This is a genomic window from Bradyrhizobium ingae, assembly GCF_055791185.1.
In genome coordinates this window covers 82,440-98,546 of the sequence record NZ_JBVUBB010000019.1, presented here as the reverse complement: position 1 = coordinate 98,546, position 16,107 = coordinate 82,440, and the positions used below count along the sequence as shown (strand labels likewise).

Below are 16,107 nucleotides of genomic sequence, written 5' to 3'. Positions count from 1 at the left end.
TTCGAAAATGACCCGCGAATTCGCCGCCGGCAATTATCGCTTCATTCCGTCCGTGTTCCAGTATTCGGCCGGCGCCGCCGCCGATCCCGGCTACGAGATCGAGCGGGTTCGCTTCGATCGTCTCGTGCCGCTCGCCGAAGGATTTGCGCTCGCCGCAAGATTCATCCAGGAGGCCGGGCGTCCGCTAACGGCGTTCTGCGCCTGCGAGTTGCGCTCGCCGGCCGCGTTCACGGAGGAAGGCTTCCGCAACTTCAATCTGCACTATGTCAAGACGCTGTCTGAATGGGGCATCTTCGACGGCACCACCAATCCGGTGGCACGCAGCAATGTCTGTCCCGAGATCGATCCACCGAGCGAACCTTCCTTCCATGCATTCTCCTTCACGCGGCCGACGCGATCGAGCACGCCGACCTTCGTGATCGCCGGCGGTGCCGAGGCGCGCGAGGGAACCGGCAGCTATGTCGAGCGCACCGTGCGCTACCGCGACCTCAGCCCGGAGGGCATCACTGAGAAGGTCCGCTTCACCACCGCGCAGATGGAAAGCCGCCTTGCGGCATTCGGTTTCGGCTGGAAGGAGACGACCGCCGCGCAGGCCTATTCGATCCGCGATTTTCATCATGCGCTGGCGGGCGAACTGGTGCGTCGCGGCGCTTTGCGCTCAGGCCTCACATGGCACTTCGCGCGGCCGCCAGTCGTCGATCTCGAATTCGAGATGGATTGCCGCCGCGTGGTGCGCGAGGTCGTGATTTAAAGCATGATGGGTTTTGGTTGAATCGATTGGGCCATGGGGTGCTCAACCTCTCCCGCTTGCGGGAGAGGTCGCGCCGAAGGCGCGGGTGAGGGCTTTCTCCTCTTGGGGATTCTCGATTGCGGAGACACCCTCTCCCCAGCCCTCCCCCGCAGGCGGGGGAGGGAGCGCACCTTCCTTGAGGCACCAATCAAGCCTGATCTCATCGCGCTTCAGCGCTGGCGCGGATCGAGTGCGTCGCGCAGGCCGTCGCCGAGCAGGTTCAGGGACAGCACCACCAGGAAGATCGCAAGGCCCGGCCAGATCGCCATCCACGGCGCCTGCGTCAGGAAGCGCTGGGCGGCGTTGAGCATGCTGCCCCAGGACGGCGCAGGCGGCTGCTGACCGAGGCCGAGAAACGACAATGCGGCTTCCGCGATGATGGCCGCGGCGATCGACAGCGTCGCCTGCACCAGCAGCGCCGGCAGGATGTTCGGGAGGATGTGAGCGAATGCGATCCGCCAGGACGGGTTGCCGAGCGCGCGCGCCGCCTCGACATAGTCTTCCGCCTTCACGCTCAGCACCTGCCCGCGGGTCAGGCGGATGAATACTGGAGTGGCCGAGATGCCGATCGCGATCATGGCGTTGCCGAGGCTCGGGCCCAGGAACGCCGCGAGCGCGATCGCCAGGATCAGGAACGGGCATGCGAGCATTGCATCGGTGATCCGGCTGATCAGCGCGTCGGTGAAGCCACCGCGGTAACCGGCGAGCAGGCCGAGCGGTACGCCGATGCCAAGCGCGATCGCGACCGAGATCGCGCCGGCGAGCAGCGAGGCGCGCGCGCCGTAGATGACGCGGCTCAATATGTCGCGGCCGAGCTCATCGGTGCCGAACCAGTGCAGTGCGGTGGGGGGCTTGCGCACCAGGCTCCAGCTCGTGGCGACGGGATCATAGGGAACGATCAGCGGCGCGAGCAGGGCCAGCAGGATGAACGCCGTCATCACGACGAGCCCCACTACCGCCGCCTTGCGCTTGAACAGGCGGCGCCGGGCGCGACGGGCGAGGCTGTCGAGCTCGCTCGTATCAGTGACGGGATTGGCCGAGAGTGCGGTATCGGTCACGGCCTAGCCCCTCAGCCGCGGATTGACGAGGATATAGGCGATGTCGGCGATCAGGTTGAGCGTAATGTAGATGGTCGCGGTGACCAGAACGACACCCTGGACGACCGCATAGTCGCGGTTGAACACCGCGTCGACGATCAGCTTGCCGAAGCCGGGAATGGAGAATATCTGCTCGGTCAACACGGCGCCCGACAACAGCGTGCCGAGTTCGAGCGCGCCGAGCGTGATCACCGGCGTCAGCGCATTGCGCATGGCGTGCTTGAGGATGACGGTCCGCTCCAAAAGGCCCTTGGCGCGCGCGGTGCGGACATAGTCGCTCTCCAGCACCTGGAGCATGGCGCTGCGCGTATGGCGCATCAGGATCGCGGCGATGGCGTTGCCGAGCACGAAGGCCGGCATGATCGTGGCGGCAAGGCTCGCGCGCCAGTTCTCCGTCAGCGGCACGTAGCCGGAAGCCGGCAGCCAGCCGAGCTCGATCGAGAACAGGAAGATCAGCATGATGCCGAGCCAGAAGTTCGGCGTCGAGATGCCCCACAGCGCAAACAAATTGGCACCGTAGTCCCAGGCCGTGCCCTTCTTGACCGCCGAGACGATGCCGGCGGGAATGCCGATCAGGAACGCGATCAGGATCGCCATTGACGCGAGTTGCAGCGTCACGGGAAGCTTCTGCGCGATCAGCGCGCGCACCGGCATCTTGTTGCGCAGGGATTCACCGAAGTCGCCGGTCAGAACCCCCTTCATCCAGTAGGCGTATTGGACCGGGATGGGTTGATCGAGCCGATATTGCCGGCGGATCTGCGCGATCACGGCTGGATCACGCTCTTCGCCCGCCATCACCAGCGCCGGGTCGCCCGGCAGGAGCTGCTGGAGCGAGAAGATCAGCACCGACACGAAGAACAGCGTCGGCACGATCTGCGCAAGACGGCGGGCGAGGAAGTTCAGCATCCGCTTGGCGTCACTTCAGCTTGAGGCCGACGACGCGCACGAGTCCATCAGGCATCTGCTTGTAGCCTTCAAGCTTGGTCGTGTGGGCGATGATGATCCGGCGGTGGTAGAGATAGAGGATCGGTTCCTCCTCCTGAACCAGCTTCGCCAGGGTCTCATAGATCGCCTTGCGCTTGTCCTGATCGGTGACCAGCCGGGCATCCTCGAGCGCCTTGTCGGCCTGTGGGTTGTTCCACGCGCTGTAATTCTGCGGAGCATCGCTGTGCAGGAAGATGTAGGAGTTGCCGTCGGGATCGATGCGGCCGCTCCACGCAAGCATGTAGGCCTGATAATCGCCGGTCTCGGCCTGCTTGAGGCCCGTTGCGAACTCAGTGACGCGGATCTTCATGTCGAAGCCGGCTTCCGCGGTCATCGACTGGATTACCTGCGCCGGCGTTTCGTTTTCCGGACCTTTCGGCACCAGAAAGTCGACGCTGACAGGCGGTGTCACGCCGGCTTCCTTCAACAGCGCCTTGGCCTTCTCAACGTTACGGGCGCGGACCGGAACGGCCCTCTGATAGTAGGGATGATCGGGATTGACCCATTGGTTGCCGACCCGAAACTCGCCGTTGAAGACGACCTGGTTGATCGCCTCGCGGTCGATGGCAAGATCGAGCGCCTGGCGAACCTTGGCGGACTGACTGAGCGGTCCTTTGGCCTTGTCCTTGCCGATGTTGAGCGTGACGCCCTGATAGCCGAGCTCGATGGCGGTCGCGACCTTCAGCCGCGAGTCGGCCCGAACGTCCTTCAGGTCGGTCGCGAGCACGCGCTCGATCAGGTCGAGCCCGCCGGATTTCAGATTGGCGAGCCGCACCGTGGGGTCGATGATCGGCTGGAACACGACGCGGTCGATGAAGACGTTGTCCTTGTTCCAGTAGTCGGCGAACTTCTCGAGCACGATGCGGTCCTGCTGCACGCGCTCGACGAACTTGTAAGGACCGGCACAGACTGGATGCAGGCCGAACTTGTCACCTTCGGCCTTCGCGGCCTTCGGCGAGACCATCATGCCGGCGCGGTCGGTGAGCTGAGCGAGCAGCGGCGAGAACGGTGCCTTGAGCGCCAGCCTGATGGTGAGGGGATCGACCACCTCGACGTGATCGACCGAGGCGAGCTCCGGCTTGCGGAACGAGCCGGGAAGGGTGAGGTGCCGCTCGAGCGAGAATTTCGCGGCTTCCGCGTCGAGCGGCTCGCCATCATGGAATTTCACGCCGGGCCGGAGCTTGATGACGAGCGCCTTGCCGTCGTCCGCGGTCTCGCTGGAGAGCGCAAGTTGCGGCACGATGTTCAGCTTCTCGTCGATGTCGAACAGCTTGTCGCAGAATGCGGCGAACACGATGCGGCCGACATAGGTGCGCGCCATGGTCGGATCGAGAATATCGGGGTCCTCGGCGAGCCCGATGCGCAGCGTGGTCTGGGCCTGCGCGGCGCCGAGTGATACCAGCAATGTGGCGGCCGTCGCCGCGAGACGGAATATCTTCATTGCATCATCCCCATCGCTGTCAGCTATCTCGGTGTTGCCGGTGCATCTTGTATATCAACCCCTGAGGGGCCAGCGCCTTCCGTCTTTCGGCTGAAGGCGGCAACCAATTTCGCAAGCGCCGGCGACAACGCGTGCGAGGTGGGCAATATGGCGTCAGCTGGAGGCAGCTCCGCGACGCGGTGACATGCCGTGGCATGGCCGCTGCTATCAGCCAAAAGTTGCGGTGCCTCGCTGCGGCAGCGGTCGACCACGAACGGGCAGCGGGTGTGAAAGCGGCAGCCTGTCGGCGGGTTGAGCGCACTCGGCATCTCGCCCTTGAGCAGGATAGTGCTTCGCCTTGCGTGCGGTTGCGGGAGCGGAATCGCGGACAGGAGTGCGCGGCTATAGGGATGACGCGGCCTGGCGAAGAGCGCATCGGCTTCAGCCGTCTCGACGATTTGGCCGAGATTCATGACGGCGACGCGGTCGGCGATATGCTTCACCACGGCAAGATCGTGCGAGACGAAGATGTAAGCGAGGTCGAGCCGGTCCTGCAATTCGCGCAGCAGATTCAGGATCTGCGAGCGGATCGACACATCGAGCGCCGAAACCGGCTCGTCGCAGATGATCAGCCTGGGCTCGACCGCGAGCGCACGCGCAATCGCGATGCGCTGGCGCTGGCCGCCGGAGAATTCATGCGGATAGCGGCGCGCCAGCCGCGGTTCCAGTCCGACGAGCTGCAAAAGTTCCGCAACGCGCTCGCGCCGGCGAGATGGCGGGACGAGATCATGCAGCGCCAGAGGCTCGGTCAGGATCTGGCCGACCGTCATGCGCGGGTTGAGCGAAGCGTAGGGATCCTGAAAGATGATCTGCGCCTTTCGGCGGAAGGCGCGGAGCGCATTGGCGTCGAGCGTGAGCAGGTCGCGATCCTCGAAACGAACGCTGCCCGCATCCGGCTCGATCAGCCGCAGCACCAGCCGGCTGACCGTCGATTTGCCGCAACCGGATTCGCCGACCAGCGCCAGCGTCTTTCCGGCTTCTAGCGTAAAGCTCACGCCGTCGACTGCCTTGACGAGGGCCTTGGGTCTGCCGAACAGTGAACGCTCGGCAACGAAGTGCTTGACCAGATTTTCGACCTCGAGCAGCGCCATCACGACACCAGTTGCTCGAGCGGCGCGCGGATGCAGCGCGAGAGGTGGCCGGTGCTCACTTCGGCAAGCGGCGGCGGCGCTTTCGTGCAGGCCTCCAGCACGAACGGGCACCTCGCCGCGAACCGGCAGCCGGCCGGCGGCTGCGCCATGTTCGGCACCATGCCCTCGATGGTCGCAAGCTGCTCGGCGCGGTGGTCGAGCCGTGGGATCGAGCCGAGCAGGCCGACGGTATAGGGATGTTGCGGCGAGGCGAACAATTCGTCCACAGGCGCGCGCTCGACGATCTCGCCGGCATACATCACGGCGACCTCGTCGCAGACTTCGGCGACGACGCCGAGATCATGAGTGATCAGGATGATGGCGGCGCCGCTCGCCGCCTTCAACTCGCGCATCAGCTCCAAAATCTGTGCCTGCAAGGTGACGTCGAGCGCCGTGGTCGGCTCGTCGGCGATCAAAAGGCGGGGGTCGCAGGCCAGCGCCATTGCGATCATCACGCGCTGGCGCATGCCGCCGGAGAGCTTGTGCGGATATTCGTCGATGCGTCGCTCGGGCGACGGGATATGGACGCGGCGGAGCAGCTCGATCGCCCGCTCGCGGGCGCTCTTCGTTGAGCCGCCGCGGTGGCGCAGGATCGTCTCGATGATCTGGTCGCCGATGGTGAAGCTCGGATTGAGCGAGGTCATCGGCTCCTGAAAGATCATCGCTAGCCGGTTGCCGCGCAGGTCGCGCAGGCTCTTGTCGGAGCTTCGCAGGAGATCAACGCCATCGAAGCGGATGTTGCCGGTGACCTCGCTGGTCTGCTTCGGCAACAGCCCCATGATCGCAAGCGAGGTCACGCTCTTGCCGCAGCCGGATTCGCCGACGAGCCCGAGCGTCGCGCCATTGGCGACGCTGAGATCGACGCTGTCCACCGCGTGGGTGATGCGACCATCGTCGCCGTGGAAGCGGACGCGCAGGCCCTCAATCTCGATGAGGGGTGCTGCGCTCATTGCTCTGTCGTGCGGGCCGCTGCGATGCGGGCATCGATCACGGCGCGGTCGGTAATCCCGGCGGGGTTCCGGCGCGTCGGCAGCGAGTGGCGGAAATGCACCCAGAGCTCGTTGCTGACCTGCTCGAGCCGTGCCAGCTCCGCAAGCGGATCGGGGTGATCGTCGACTCGCAGGTCGAGTGCGGACCATTCCTCCTCGCCATGAATGAGCAGTGCGGCGGACTGCTTGCCGCGCTTGTCGCCGCCGGCGGCCTCGCCGGCGCGCATCGCCGCGAGCAGGCGGCGTGGGAAGGGCAGGCTGTCATTGGCGATGTAGGTCTTTGCCGTCTCGCTGAGGACGTCGGGACCGGCAAGCATGTTGCCGGCAATGGAGAAGCCGCTTCCCGCCGTGTGTCCGCACCAGTCGACGCAGTCGCTTCCGGTGTGCGCCGCGACCTCTCCGCTGGCATCCATGATGTGGACCTGACGGCTTTCGCGGCCATCATCGGTCGCGAGCAGCGCCGCGAGCACGTCGTGTGCGTTGAGGCCTTCGCGCAGCAGCTTGACGCCGTCGATGCCATAATAGGGATTGACGAAAGCTTGTGTCGCGATGGCGCCAAGGCCGGCGGCGATGAAGGGGACGCGCGCGCCGACGGCGAAGAAGCGCGTCGCAACGGCTATGCCGAACTGGCCGGTGGCAGGATCTCGCGCGATGATCGACCAGGTCATGTCGTGCCCATAGTCCCTTAGCGTCCCGCCGCGTAACCCTGCATGCCCCGTGGATTGGCGGCGGCGCGACGGCGCACCCCGACGCGCGATGCGGCGGTGAGGCGGCCTTCGGACCAGTCGGGGCCGACCTCCACGATATGCCCGCGCTCGCGCAAAGTCTCGATCGTCGCCTTGGGCACGCGGTTCTCGACCACGAGCACGCCGGGACGCGCGGTGCGCGGCCAGAACGATATGGGGAAATGCTCCGAATGCCAGGCCGGCGCGTCGATCGCTTCCTGGAGATTGAGGTTGCAATGGACATGGCGCAGGAAGAACTGGGTGATCCACTGATCCTGCTGGTCGCCGCCCGGGGATCCCCAGGCCAGATACGGCTCGCCGTCCCGCAGCGCCATGGTCGGCGACAGCGTGGTGCGGGGACGCTTGCCCGGCGCGAGCGAGGCGGGGTGGTCTTCCTCCAGCCAGAACATCTGGGCGCGGCTGCCGAGGCAAAAGCCGAGCTCCGGAATGACCGGTGAGGATTGCAGCCAGCCGCCCGACGGCGTCGAGGACACCATGTTGCCGGCTTTGTCGATGATGTCGAAATGCACGGTGTCACCGCGCACCTCGCCGAAGCGGCCGACTGTCGGCTCGCCGGCGCCGAGCGCGCCGACCGCCTCGCGTTGGCCTTCGGCGCGGCGCAGCTTGACGACCCCGCCAAAACCTTCGACCGAGCCGGGCCGGAAGTCGAGCGAGGCCTTGTCGGTGACCAGCCTGCGGCGTTCGTCGTTATAGGCATCCGACAGGAGCGTCGTGATCGGGATCTCGTTGAACTTGGGATCGCCGTAGAATTTTTCGCGGTCCGCGAAAGCGAGCTTGGCGCATTCGATCTGGAGATGGATGAATTCCGCACCCGTCGGATCGAGGCCGTCGAGCGCAAAACCCTTGAGCAGAGCGAGCTGCTGCAGCGTTACCGGACCCTGGCTCCAGACGCCGGCCTTGCAGACGGTGTAGCGTCCGTAGTCATAGGTCAGCGGCGCCTCGATCGTCGGCTGCCAGCGCGCCATGTCGTCGGCCGAGAGCACGCCGCGATGCGGCGAGCCGCTGACGTCCATCACCTCCTGCGTCCGGCAGAACTTGTCGATGGCTTCGGCGACGAAGCCTTGCGACCAGGCTTTTCTCGCGCGCTCGATCTCGGCGTCGCGGCCACCGCTGCCGCTTTCGGCCTCGCTCAGGATGCGTGAATAGGTGGCGGCGAGCGTCTTGTTGGTGAAGAGCGTGCCGGGCTTTGGAACTTCGCCGTTCGGCAGGTAGACCGCCGCCGATGTCGGCCAATGCTTGCGGAACAGTTGCTCGACGGTCTTGATCGTGGCGCAGGCGCGCTCCACCAATGGATAGCCGTCGCGTGCGTAGGAGATCGCGGGTTCCAGCACGTCGCGCACACGCATCGTGCCGTAGTCGCGCAGCAGCATCATCCAGGATTCGAAGGTGCCGGGAACGCAGGCCGCGAGCAGGCCGGTGCCGGGCACCATGTCGAGTCCTTCGCTCTTGTAGTGGGCGATGGTAGCGCGCGCCGGCGCCGGGCCCTGGCCGCAGATCACCTCGGTGCGGCCGCGCTTGACGTCATGCACGATGATGGGCACATCGCCGCCGGGGCCGTTGAGATGCGGCTCGACGACCTGAAGCGTGAATGCGGTCGCGACGCCGGCGTCAAACGCGTTGCCACCTTTTTCGAGGATGGCCATGCCGACGGCGGTCGCGATCCAGTGGGTGGTGGCGACGACCCCGAACGTGCCTTCGATCTCGGGCCTCGTCGTGAAGGGATCCGGATTGATGTTGCTGGCCATGGGACATCACTTTTCTTGTTTGCGGCGGGCGCAATTGATCACAGGCAAGACCCGCTGCCAATTGCGCGGGCGGCATGGCACGCGCGCGTCACGCCGGTACCGGTGCGGTGTTGACGGCGTGGCAGGCGACGCCGTCAATCAGTTGCGGCGTCTCCTTTCGACAGAGATCGAAGGCGAGGGGGCAGCGCGGATTGAAGGCGCAGCCCGGCGGCGGATTGATCGGGTTCGGAATCTCGCCCTTGACCGGAATACGCTGGCGGCCGGACATCGCCAGATCCGGCACCGCGCCGAGCAGCATCTTGGTATAGGGCATGCGCGGGCGCGCGAACAGCTCACGGCCTTCGGCGATTTCGACGATGCGGCCGAGATACATCACGCCGACGCGGCTCGCCATGTGGCGGACCACCGCAAGGTTGTGGCTGATGAACATGTAGGTGAGACCGAACTTGTCCTGGAGGTCGCGCATCAGGTTGAGGATCTGCGCCTGCACGGACACGTCGAGCGCCGAGGTCGGCTCGTCGCAGACGATGAACTCGGCGTCGGACGCCAGCGCCCGCGCGATCGCGATGCGCTGGCGCTGGCCCCCGGAGAATTCATGCGGATATTTCAGCCGGTCGTCGGGATGCAGTCCCACCAGGCTCAACAATTCGCCGACGCGGGCCTGGATGTCGCGCTCGCCCTGGATCAGATCGAAGGCGCGGATCGGCTCGGCGATGATGGCGTCGACCCGGAAGCGCGGATTGAGACTCGCATAGGGATCCTGGAAGATCATCTGGATGCGGCGGCGCAGGCGGCGGCGTGCCGGCCCCTGCTTCGGATCCGTCATCGAGACGCCGTCGATCAGCACCTGGCCCGAGCTCGGCGGCAGCAACCCGACGATCATCCGTGCGACCGTCGTCTTGCCCGAGCCCGATTCTCCGACCAGCGCAAACGTCTCGCCCTTGTTGATGTCGAAGGTGACGCCATCGACGGCCTTGAGATATTCGAGCTGGCCGCCTTCGAGCACCCGGTTCAGCCATGGTTTCGAAACGTCGAAGACGCGGCGCAGATTCCTGGCCTGGACGAAGGGCGCGCTCATGCTGCGCTCTCCGCGGGGGCGTTGTCATAGAGATGACAGGCGACCGATTGCGCGCCTTGGGCGAGCGGCTCGGGCCGCTCGACCCGGCAGCGGTCGAACGCAAAGGCACAGCGCGGATTGAACGAGCAGCCCCGCGGGATCGCCGACAGGCGCGGCATAGAGCCCGGGATCTGTACCAGTCGTTTGTCATCACCGGCGAGCGTTGGAATCGCGCCCATCAGGCCCTTGGCATAGGGGTGCAGCGGATTCTTCACGACGTCCTGCACCGGGCCGATCTCGGCGACGCGGCCGGCATACATCACCGCGACGCGGTCCGAGGTCTCCGCGATCACGCCCATGTCGTGGGTCACCAGCATCACGGCGGTGCCGTGGTCGCGTCCGAGCCGCTTGATCAGCGAGATGATCTGCGCCTGCACGGAGACGTCGAGCGCGGTGGTCGGCTCGTCCGCAATGATCAGCTCGGGTTCGGCGCAGATCGCCAGCGCAATCACCACGCGCTGCCGCATGCCGCCGGAGAATTCATGCGGATAGCCGTCGATGCGTTTTTCCGGCGCGGGGATGCCGACCTCGGCGAGGAGATCGATGGCGCGGCGGCGCGCGGCCTGTTCGGACAGGTTGAGGTGCGTGCGGATCGTTTCCACGATCTGGTCACCGACTTTGTAGAGCGGGTTCAGCGAGGTCAGCGGATCCTGGAAGATCATGCCGATCCGCTTGCCCCTGACGCGGCGCATCTCCTCCGGCGGCAGATTGTCGATCCGCGAGCCGGCGAGATGGATCTCGCCGCCGGCGATGCGGCCCGGCGGATCGATCAGGCCGATCACCGCGAGCCCGGTGACCGACTTGCCGGCGCCGGATTCGCCGACCACGCCCAGCACCTCGCCCTTGGCAATGTCGAACGAGACGCCGTCGATCGCGCGCAGCGTGCCGCGGCGGGAGGCGAACTCCACCTGAAGGTTACGCACGGAGAGAACTGTATCGGTCATGAACGAGGTGGACTCACCTGAGCTTGGGATTGAGCGCGTCGCGCAGCCAGTCGCCGAGCAGGTTGATCGACAGGATCAGCGCGGCGAGTGCGAGCCCGGGGAAGGCGACGATCCACCATTCACCCGCGAACAGATAATTGTTGCCGATGCGGATCAGCGTGCCGAGCGACGGCGTGGTGTCCGGCAGGCCGACGCCGAGGAACGACAGGGTCGCCTCGGTGATGATGGCAAGTGCGAGGTTGATCGTGGCGATGACCAGGATCGGCCCCATCGTGTTCGGCAGCACGTGCCGCAGCATGATCTTTGGTGCGGGCAGGCCGATCAGCTGCGCGGCGGCGACATAGTCCTTGTTCTTCTCGACCATCACGGAACCGCGCACCGTCCGGGCGTACCCCACCCAGAAACTGAGGCCGATCGAGATCACCAGCACCACCAGCATTCCGGTGGCATCCAGCCTGTTGCCGAGCACCGATTTCGCCACGCCGTTGACCAGCAGCGCGATCAGGATGGCGGGGAACGTGAGTTGGACATCCGCGATCCGCATGATCACGCCATCGACCGCGCCCCCGAAATAGCCGGCGATCAGCCCGAGCGCGATGCCGAGCGCGCCGGCAAAGATCACGCCGGCCACGCCGACGGCGAGCGAGATGCGCAAGCCATAAAGGATGGCGGAGAACACGTCGCGGCCCTGCTCGTCGGTGCCGAGCAAGAACGGGCTCTGGCCGTCGGCGGTCCAGAGCGGCGAGATCCGCGAGTTCATCAATTGGAGCTGCGCCGGATCGAAGGGGTTCTGCACCGCCAGCCAGGAGGCGAAAATCGCGAGCAGGAAAAACAGCAGGGCGATCGCGGCCGCGACCATGGTGAGACGCGAGCGGCGGAACGAATAGAAAATGTCGCTATCAAGCGCTCGGCTGAGCCGGCTGCGGGCGGCATGCGTCGGCGGCGCGGTCTGCTTGTCGGAATTGGAGGCGACTGCGTCGGACATGCAGGGCTGCCTTATGTCGCGCGGCTGACGGTTGAGCGCAGGCGCGGATCGACCACGGTGTAGAGGATGTCGACCACCAGATTGATGGTGACGAAGATCAGCGAGACCATCAGCAGGTAGGCGGCCATGATCGGGATATCGACGTTTTGCACGGCCTGCACGAACAGAAGTCCCATGCCCGGCCACTGGAACACGGTTTCGGTAATAATCGAAAATGCAATAACCGAGCCAAACTGCAGCCCGGCAACGGTGATCACGGGAATCAGCGTGTTCTTCAGCGCGTGGCCGAAATGAATGGCACGGGTAGTCAGCCCCCGAGCACGCGCGAAGCGGATGTAATCGGTACGCATCACTTCCAGCATCTCCGCGCGCACCAGCCGCATGATCAGAGTCATCTGGAACAGGCCGAGCGTGATCGACGGCATGATCAGCGCCTTGAGGCCCGACAGCGTCAGCAGGCCCGTGGTCCACCAGCCGAGCTTGACCACCTCGCCGCGGCCAAACGAGGGCAGCCAGCCCAATGTCACCGCGAACAGATAGATCAGGAGGATGCCGATCAGGAAGGTCGGCAGCGAGATGCCGATCAGGGACACCGCCTGGAATAGCTTGGCGAGCAGGGTGTCGCGCTTCAGTGCGGAATAGACGCCCATCAGGATGCCGAATACCATCGCGAACAGCGTGGCGCAGATCGCAAGCTCCAGCGTCGCCGGCATGCGCTCCATCAATAGCGCGGAAACCGGCTGGCGGAACTGGTAGGAGACGCCGAACTTGAATTGCGCGGCGTCGCCGAAATAGCGGATGAACTGCACCGGCACGGGATCGTCGAGGCCGAGCGATTTTCGCACGGCTTCGCGCTCGGCTGCGGGCGTGTCGAGAGAGACGATCTGGTTGACGGGGTCGCCGGCGAAACGGAACATCGAGAACGCGATGATGCCGACGGCGAACATGACGCCGATGGCCTGGACGGCGCGGCGAAGTGTGAAAGCGAGCATTCCTTCCACTTCCTTGAGTGACGCCCGGCCGACGTCGCTGTCGGCCGGAAAAGGAAAGGTCCCGGAAGCCTGATGCCGCCGGGACCATGTGTTCAGACGAGGCTAGTCCTGCTTGGAGGCCCAGTGGAACATGACGAGGTTGTCGGCGCGCTGCGGCAGCTTCACTTTCTTCGACACGCCCCAGGCCAGCGCCTGCTGGTGCAGCGGGATGTAGGCCCAGTCCTTGATGCTGATCTCATAAGCCTGCTTGATCAGCTGATTGCGCTTGTCGGTGTCGGTCTCGACCAGCACCTTGTCGGTGATGGCGTCGAATTCCTTGTTGCAGTAGCCGCCGAGATTGGCCTCGCCGCGGGATGATTTCGGATCGTTGCGGCAGCCCATGATGTCGTAGAGCACGTTGTGGGAATCCATCGTGCTCGGCGTCCAGCCCAGCATGTAGAACGAGGTCTGGTAGCCGCCTTGCTTCAGAACCTTGGCGAAGTATTGCGCCTTGGGCTGCGCCAGCAGGTTGATCTTGACGCCGACGCGGGCGAGCATGCCGACGACGGCCTGGCAGATCGCGGCGTCATTGACGTAGCGATCGTTCGGACAATCCATGGTGACCTCGAAGCCGTCGGGATAGCCGGCCTCGGTCAAGAGCTTCTTGGCGCCGTCGGGATCGAATTTCGGCCGCGTGAAGTCCTTGGACAGCGCGAACAATTCCGGAGCGATCATCAGCGCCGACGGCGTCGACAAGCCGCGCATCACGCGCGTCTTGATCAGCTCGATGTCGATCGCCTTGTAGAAGGCCTCGCGGACGCGGACGTCCTTGAACGGGTTCTTGCCCTTGACGTTGGAGTAGAGCAACTCGTCACGGGTCTGATCGAAGCCGATGAAGATGGTACGCAGCTCCGGTCCTTTCAGCACCTGGGCGTTAGGGCTCGCATCGACGCGAGCAATGTCCTGGATCGGCACCGGCTCGATCACGTCCACTTCACCCGAGAGCAGCGCAGCGACGCGGGTGGCGTCGGAGGCGATCGGGGTAAAGATGATCTCCTTCAGGTTACCTTCCATCTTGCCCCAGTAGTTGGGATTGGCCTTGAACACGGTCTTCACGCCGGGCTGATGGCTCTCGATGGTGAAGGGGCCGGTGCCGTTCTCATGCAGCGAAGCATAGCCCGGCGAGGTCGCGGACACCGGCGTCGGTTCAACGGCGTTGTTCGCCTCGGCCCACTTCTTGTCCATGATGTACCAGACGTCCCAGGCCGAATTCAGGATGGGATTGGGCGAGGGCAACACGAAATCGACCGTGTAGTCGTCGACCTTCACGACCTTGACGTCCGCCGCCAGGCGCGTCTGCATATTGGAGTTCTTGTTGCGGACACGGTCGGCGGAGAACACCACGTCGTCGGCGGTGAAGGGGTCGCCGTTGTGGAATTTCACGCCCTTGCGCAAATGGAAGCGCCAGCGGGTCGGCTCCGGCGTCTCCCAGCTTTCCGCCAGAGCCGGGATGATCTTCAGATCCTTGTCGCGTGCGGTCAGGCCTTGATAGACATGGCCGAGATGCGCGTGGGTGGTCGACTCGTTCAGCGAGTAGGGATCGAGCGACTTCAGGTCGCCCTGGTTGGCGTAGCGGAGGGTCTGGCCGGATACCGGCGAGAGCGTCAACGCAAGCATACCGGCGAGCGTCGCCGCAAACAGACTTCGACCAACCGACATTCTTGACCCTCTCCACTCTCCCGCGCCGCGATTTTTGATCGTTCGGCCGGCTGATGAAACCATGTTGCCCAGAGTTTTTGCACCGTGCAAGCGCCATTCTAGCAAGGAACGCGCCAACTTGCGCCGCTGTGCAGCAATGCTGACGGATAGTCCGACAGATCGTCCGCCGGCGACATTCGACTTTTGATTGACCATATTGACCGAATGCGGGAGGGGTCATATGGCCCCCGCATCAGGTCGCTTGCGTCGCACCACAACTCGCGGTGATACTGCGGCGAGGCCGCCCGAATCCAATCAGGAGGGGACATGAAGGTTAACATCGAAATCGACTGCACACCCCTCGAGGCCCGCCAGTTCTTCGGGTTGCCCGACGTCGGGCCGATGCAGATGGCGGTCATGGACAAGTTGCAGCAGCAGGTGCTGAGCAACATCGAAAAGGTCTCGCCGGAATCGCTGATCCAGAGCTGGTTCTCGTTCGATCCGAAGCTCGCCGAACAGTTTCAGAACATGTTCGTGACGATGGCCGGGCTCGGCGCGCCGCGCAGCGGCGACAAAAAGAAGTAATGCCGTTCGAGCCGGACGGAGCAGAGACGTCGCCCCGGCTCCGTCCGCCGAGTCTCGGACTCCTGCTCGCGGAAGCGCGCGGCCTGATCGAATTCAACGCCAGCGTGTTCCTGTCGCCGCTGCTGATGCGAGCGCCCAGGGGCGATGGTCATCCGGTGCTGGCGCTGCCGGGCTTTCTCGCCAGCGATCTGTCGATGGCGCCGATGCGCCGCTATCTGCACGAGCTCGGCTATGACGCCCAGGCCTGGCGCATGGGCCGCAATCTCGGCGGGCTGGCGCGCGTTCGGGACGCGCTGCGTGTCCGTCTGGCGGAAATTCATGCAGCGACCGGGCGAAAGGTGAGCCTCGTCGGATGGAGTCTCGGCGGCGTCTATGCCCGCGACCTCGCGCTCCAGGCACCCGACATGGTCCGCTATGTCGTCACGCTCGGCAGCCCCTTCACCGATGACGTGCGGGCGACCAATGCGACGCGGCTCTATGAGGCGCTGTCGGGCGAGCGGGTCGAGGACCTTTCAGAGCTGCGCGAGGCCATCGCCGGCGACCTGCCGGTGCCCTGCAGCTCGATCTTTTCGCGCAGCGACGGCATCGTGCATTGGCGGACCTGTCAGTGCCGGCCTTGCGAGCGAGCCGAGAACATCGAGGTCTATTTCGCGAGCCATATCGGGCTCGGGGTCAACCCCGCAGCGCTATGGGCCGTGGCTGATCGGCTGGCTCAACCGGAAGGGGAGTTCTGGCCATTCGACCGGGCGGGCCCGTTTGCCATTGCATATGCCCCGCCGGCCCCTACAGTGTCGGCCTGACAAGAAGAGCCGGTAAGGCACCAGTCCAGAATTTGCGGAGGGAACT

Annotated in this window: 15 protein-coding genes; 3 read left to right on the top strand and 12 right to left on the bottom strand. The window is 64.8% G+C overall.

All coding sequences use genetic code 11. The annotated features are described in order from the left end of the window. The first annotated feature begins 7 nt into the window (after positions 1-7). Entirely contained in the window at positions 8-751 is a 744-nt protein-coding gene (gene cnbZ, locus ACV1FX_RS25115) for a 2-amino-5-chloromuconate deaminase CnbZ (RefSeq protein WP_473120256.1), read from the top strand. Between the two features lie 209 nt (positions 752-960). Here the strand turns inward: cnbZ and ACV1FX_RS25110 are convergent, their stop codons facing one another. From ACV1FX_RS25110 to ACV1FX_RS25055, 12 genes are all read right to left on the bottom strand, one after another. Then, positions 961-1,848 (bottom strand): ABC transporter permease, encoded by an 888-nt coding sequence (locus tag ACV1FX_RS25110; RefSeq protein ID WP_473120255.1) that lies wholly within the window; start codon positions 1,846-1,848, stop codon positions 961-963. 3 nt (positions 1,849-1,851) lie between these two features. Continuing rightward, a complete protein-coding gene (locus tag ACV1FX_RS25105) occupies positions 1,852-2,793 on the bottom strand; it encodes an ABC transporter permease (RefSeq protein WP_473120254.1) in 942 nt (313 codons plus the stop codon). Between the two features lie 10 nt (positions 2,794-2,803). Then, on the bottom strand, positions 2,804-4,312 hold the full coding sequence (locus tag ACV1FX_RS25100) for an ABC transporter substrate-binding protein (protein ID WP_473120253.1): 1,509 nt from the start codon (positions 4,310-4,312) through the stop codon (positions 2,804-2,806). Between the two features lie 23 nt (positions 4,313-4,335). Further along, on the bottom strand, positions 4,336-5,442 hold the full coding sequence (locus ACV1FX_RS25095) for an ABC transporter ATP-binding protein (protein WP_473120252.1): 1,107 nt from the start codon (positions 5,440-5,442) through the stop codon (positions 4,336-4,338). Beyond that, complete coding sequence (locus tag ACV1FX_RS25090; RefSeq protein WP_473120251.1) at positions 5,442-6,431, bottom strand: ABC transporter ATP-binding protein; 990 nt, start codon at positions 6,429-6,431, stop codon at positions 5,442-5,444. The genes ACV1FX_RS25095 and ACV1FX_RS25090 overlap by 1 nt, the downstream gene beginning before the upstream one ends. Beyond that, positions 6,428-7,138 carry a DUF1028 domain-containing protein gene (locus ACV1FX_RS25085; protein WP_473120250.1) on the bottom strand — a complete coding sequence of 237 codons (711 nt, stop codon included), beginning with the start codon at positions 7,136-7,138 and terminating at the stop codon, positions 6,428-6,430. Before ACV1FX_RS25085 ends, ACV1FX_RS25090 begins: the two co-directional genes overlap by 4 nt. Before the next feature lie 17 nt (positions 7,139-7,155). Next, on the bottom strand, positions 7,156-8,961 hold the full coding sequence (locus ACV1FX_RS25080) for a gamma-glutamyltransferase family protein (RefSeq protein ID WP_473120249.1): 1,806 nt from the start codon (positions 8,959-8,961) through the stop codon (positions 7,156-7,158). An 88-nt stretch (positions 8,962-9,049) separates the two neighbouring features. Further along, the gene (locus ACV1FX_RS25075) at positions 9,050-10,039 is read right to left on the bottom strand and encodes an ABC transporter ATP-binding protein (RefSeq protein ID WP_473120248.1); all 990 of its coding nucleotides are present in this window, start codon (positions 10,037-10,039) and stop codon (positions 9,050-9,052) included. Beyond that, positions 10,036-11,022 carry an ABC transporter ATP-binding protein gene (locus ACV1FX_RS25070; RefSeq protein WP_473120247.1) on the bottom strand — a complete coding sequence of 329 codons (987 nt, stop codon included), beginning with the start codon at positions 11,020-11,022 and terminating at the stop codon, positions 10,036-10,038. The genes ACV1FX_RS25075 and ACV1FX_RS25070 overlap by 4 nt, the downstream gene beginning before the upstream one ends. Positions 11,023-11,035: 13 nt before the next feature. Then, positions 11,036-12,007, bottom strand: a complete 972-nt coding sequence (locus tag ACV1FX_RS25065) for an ABC transporter permease (protein WP_473120246.1) — start codon at positions 12,005-12,007, stop codon at positions 11,036-11,038. A gap of 11 nt (positions 12,008-12,018) precedes the next feature. Next, on the bottom strand, positions 12,019-12,999 hold the full coding sequence (locus ACV1FX_RS25060; RefSeq protein ID WP_473120245.1) for an ABC transporter permease: 981 nt from the start codon (positions 12,997-12,999) through the stop codon (positions 12,019-12,021). A gap of 102 nt (positions 13,000-13,101) precedes the next feature. After that, a complete protein-coding gene (locus tag ACV1FX_RS25055) occupies positions 13,102-14,697 on the bottom strand; it encodes an ABC transporter substrate-binding protein (protein WP_473120244.1) in 1,596 nt (531 codons plus the stop codon). Between the two features lie 306 nt (positions 14,698-15,003). On the opposite strand from ACV1FX_RS25055, the gene ACV1FX_RS25050 reads away from it, so the two are divergent. Both ACV1FX_RS25050 and ACV1FX_RS25045 read left to right on the top strand, forming a co-directional pair. Continuing rightward, a complete protein-coding gene (locus ACV1FX_RS25050) occupies positions 15,004-15,261 on the top strand; it encodes a DUF6489 family protein (RefSeq protein WP_473120243.1) in 258 nt (85 codons plus the stop codon). Further along, complete coding sequence (locus ACV1FX_RS25045; RefSeq protein ID WP_473120242.1) at positions 15,261-16,061, top strand: esterase/lipase family protein; 801 nt, start codon at positions 15,261-15,263, stop codon at positions 16,059-16,061. The genes ACV1FX_RS25050 and ACV1FX_RS25045 overlap by 1 nt, the downstream gene beginning before the upstream one ends. Positions 16,062-16,107 lie beyond the last annotated feature (46 nt).

Bases quoted from the DNA above. Each gene is read 5' to 3' on its own strand.
- cnbZ (WP_473120256.1), top strand. From the start codon at position 8: ATGACCCGCGAATTCGCCGCCGGCAATTATCGCTTCATTCCGTCCGTG.
- ACV1FX_RS25105 (WP_473120254.1), bottom strand. From the start codon at position 2,793: ATGCTGAACTTCCTCGCCCGCCGTCTTGCGCAGATCGTGCCGACGCTG.
- ACV1FX_RS25100 (WP_473120253.1), bottom strand. From the start codon at position 4,312: ATGAAGATATTCCGTCTCGCGGCGACGGCCGCCACATTGCTGGTATCA.
- ACV1FX_RS25095 (WP_473120252.1), bottom strand. From the start codon at position 5,442: ATGGCGCTGCTCGAGGTCGAAAATCTGGTCAAGCACTTCGTTGCCGAG.
- ACV1FX_RS25090 (WP_473120251.1), bottom strand. From the start codon at position 6,431: ATGAGCGCAGCACCCCTCATCGAGATTGAGGGCCTGCGCGTCCGCTTC.
- ACV1FX_RS25085 (WP_473120250.1), bottom strand. From the start codon at position 7,138: ATGACCTGGTCGATCATCGCGCGAGATCCTGCCACCGGCCAGTTCGGC.
- ACV1FX_RS25080 (WP_473120249.1), bottom strand. From the start codon at position 8,961: ATGGCCAGCAACATCAATCCGGATCCCTTCACGACGAGGCCCGAGATC.
- ACV1FX_RS25075 (WP_473120248.1), bottom strand. From the start codon at position 10,039: ATGAGCGCGCCCTTCGTCCAGGCCAGGAATCTGCGCCGCGTCTTCGAC.
- ACV1FX_RS25070 (WP_473120247.1), bottom strand. From the start codon at position 11,022: ATGACCGATACAGTTCTCTCCGTGCGTAACCTTCAGGTGGAGTTCGCC.
- ACV1FX_RS25065 (WP_473120246.1), bottom strand. From the start codon at position 12,007: ATGTCCGACGCAGTCGCCTCCAATTCCGACAAGCAGACCGCGCCGCCG.
- ACV1FX_RS25060 (WP_473120245.1), bottom strand. From the start codon at position 12,999: ATGCTCGCTTTCACACTTCGCCGCGCCGTCCAGGCCATCGGCGTCATG.
- ACV1FX_RS25055 (WP_473120244.1), bottom strand. From the start codon at position 14,697: ATGTCGGTTGGTCGAAGTCTGTTTGCGGCGACGCTCGCCGGTATGCTT.
- ACV1FX_RS25050 (WP_473120243.1), top strand. From the start codon at position 15,004: ATGAAGGTTAACATCGAAATCGACTGCACACCCCTCGAGGCCCGCCAG.
- ACV1FX_RS25045 (WP_473120242.1), top strand. From the start codon at position 15,261: ATGCCGTTCGAGCCGGACGGAGCAGAGACGTCGCCCCGGCTCCGTCCG.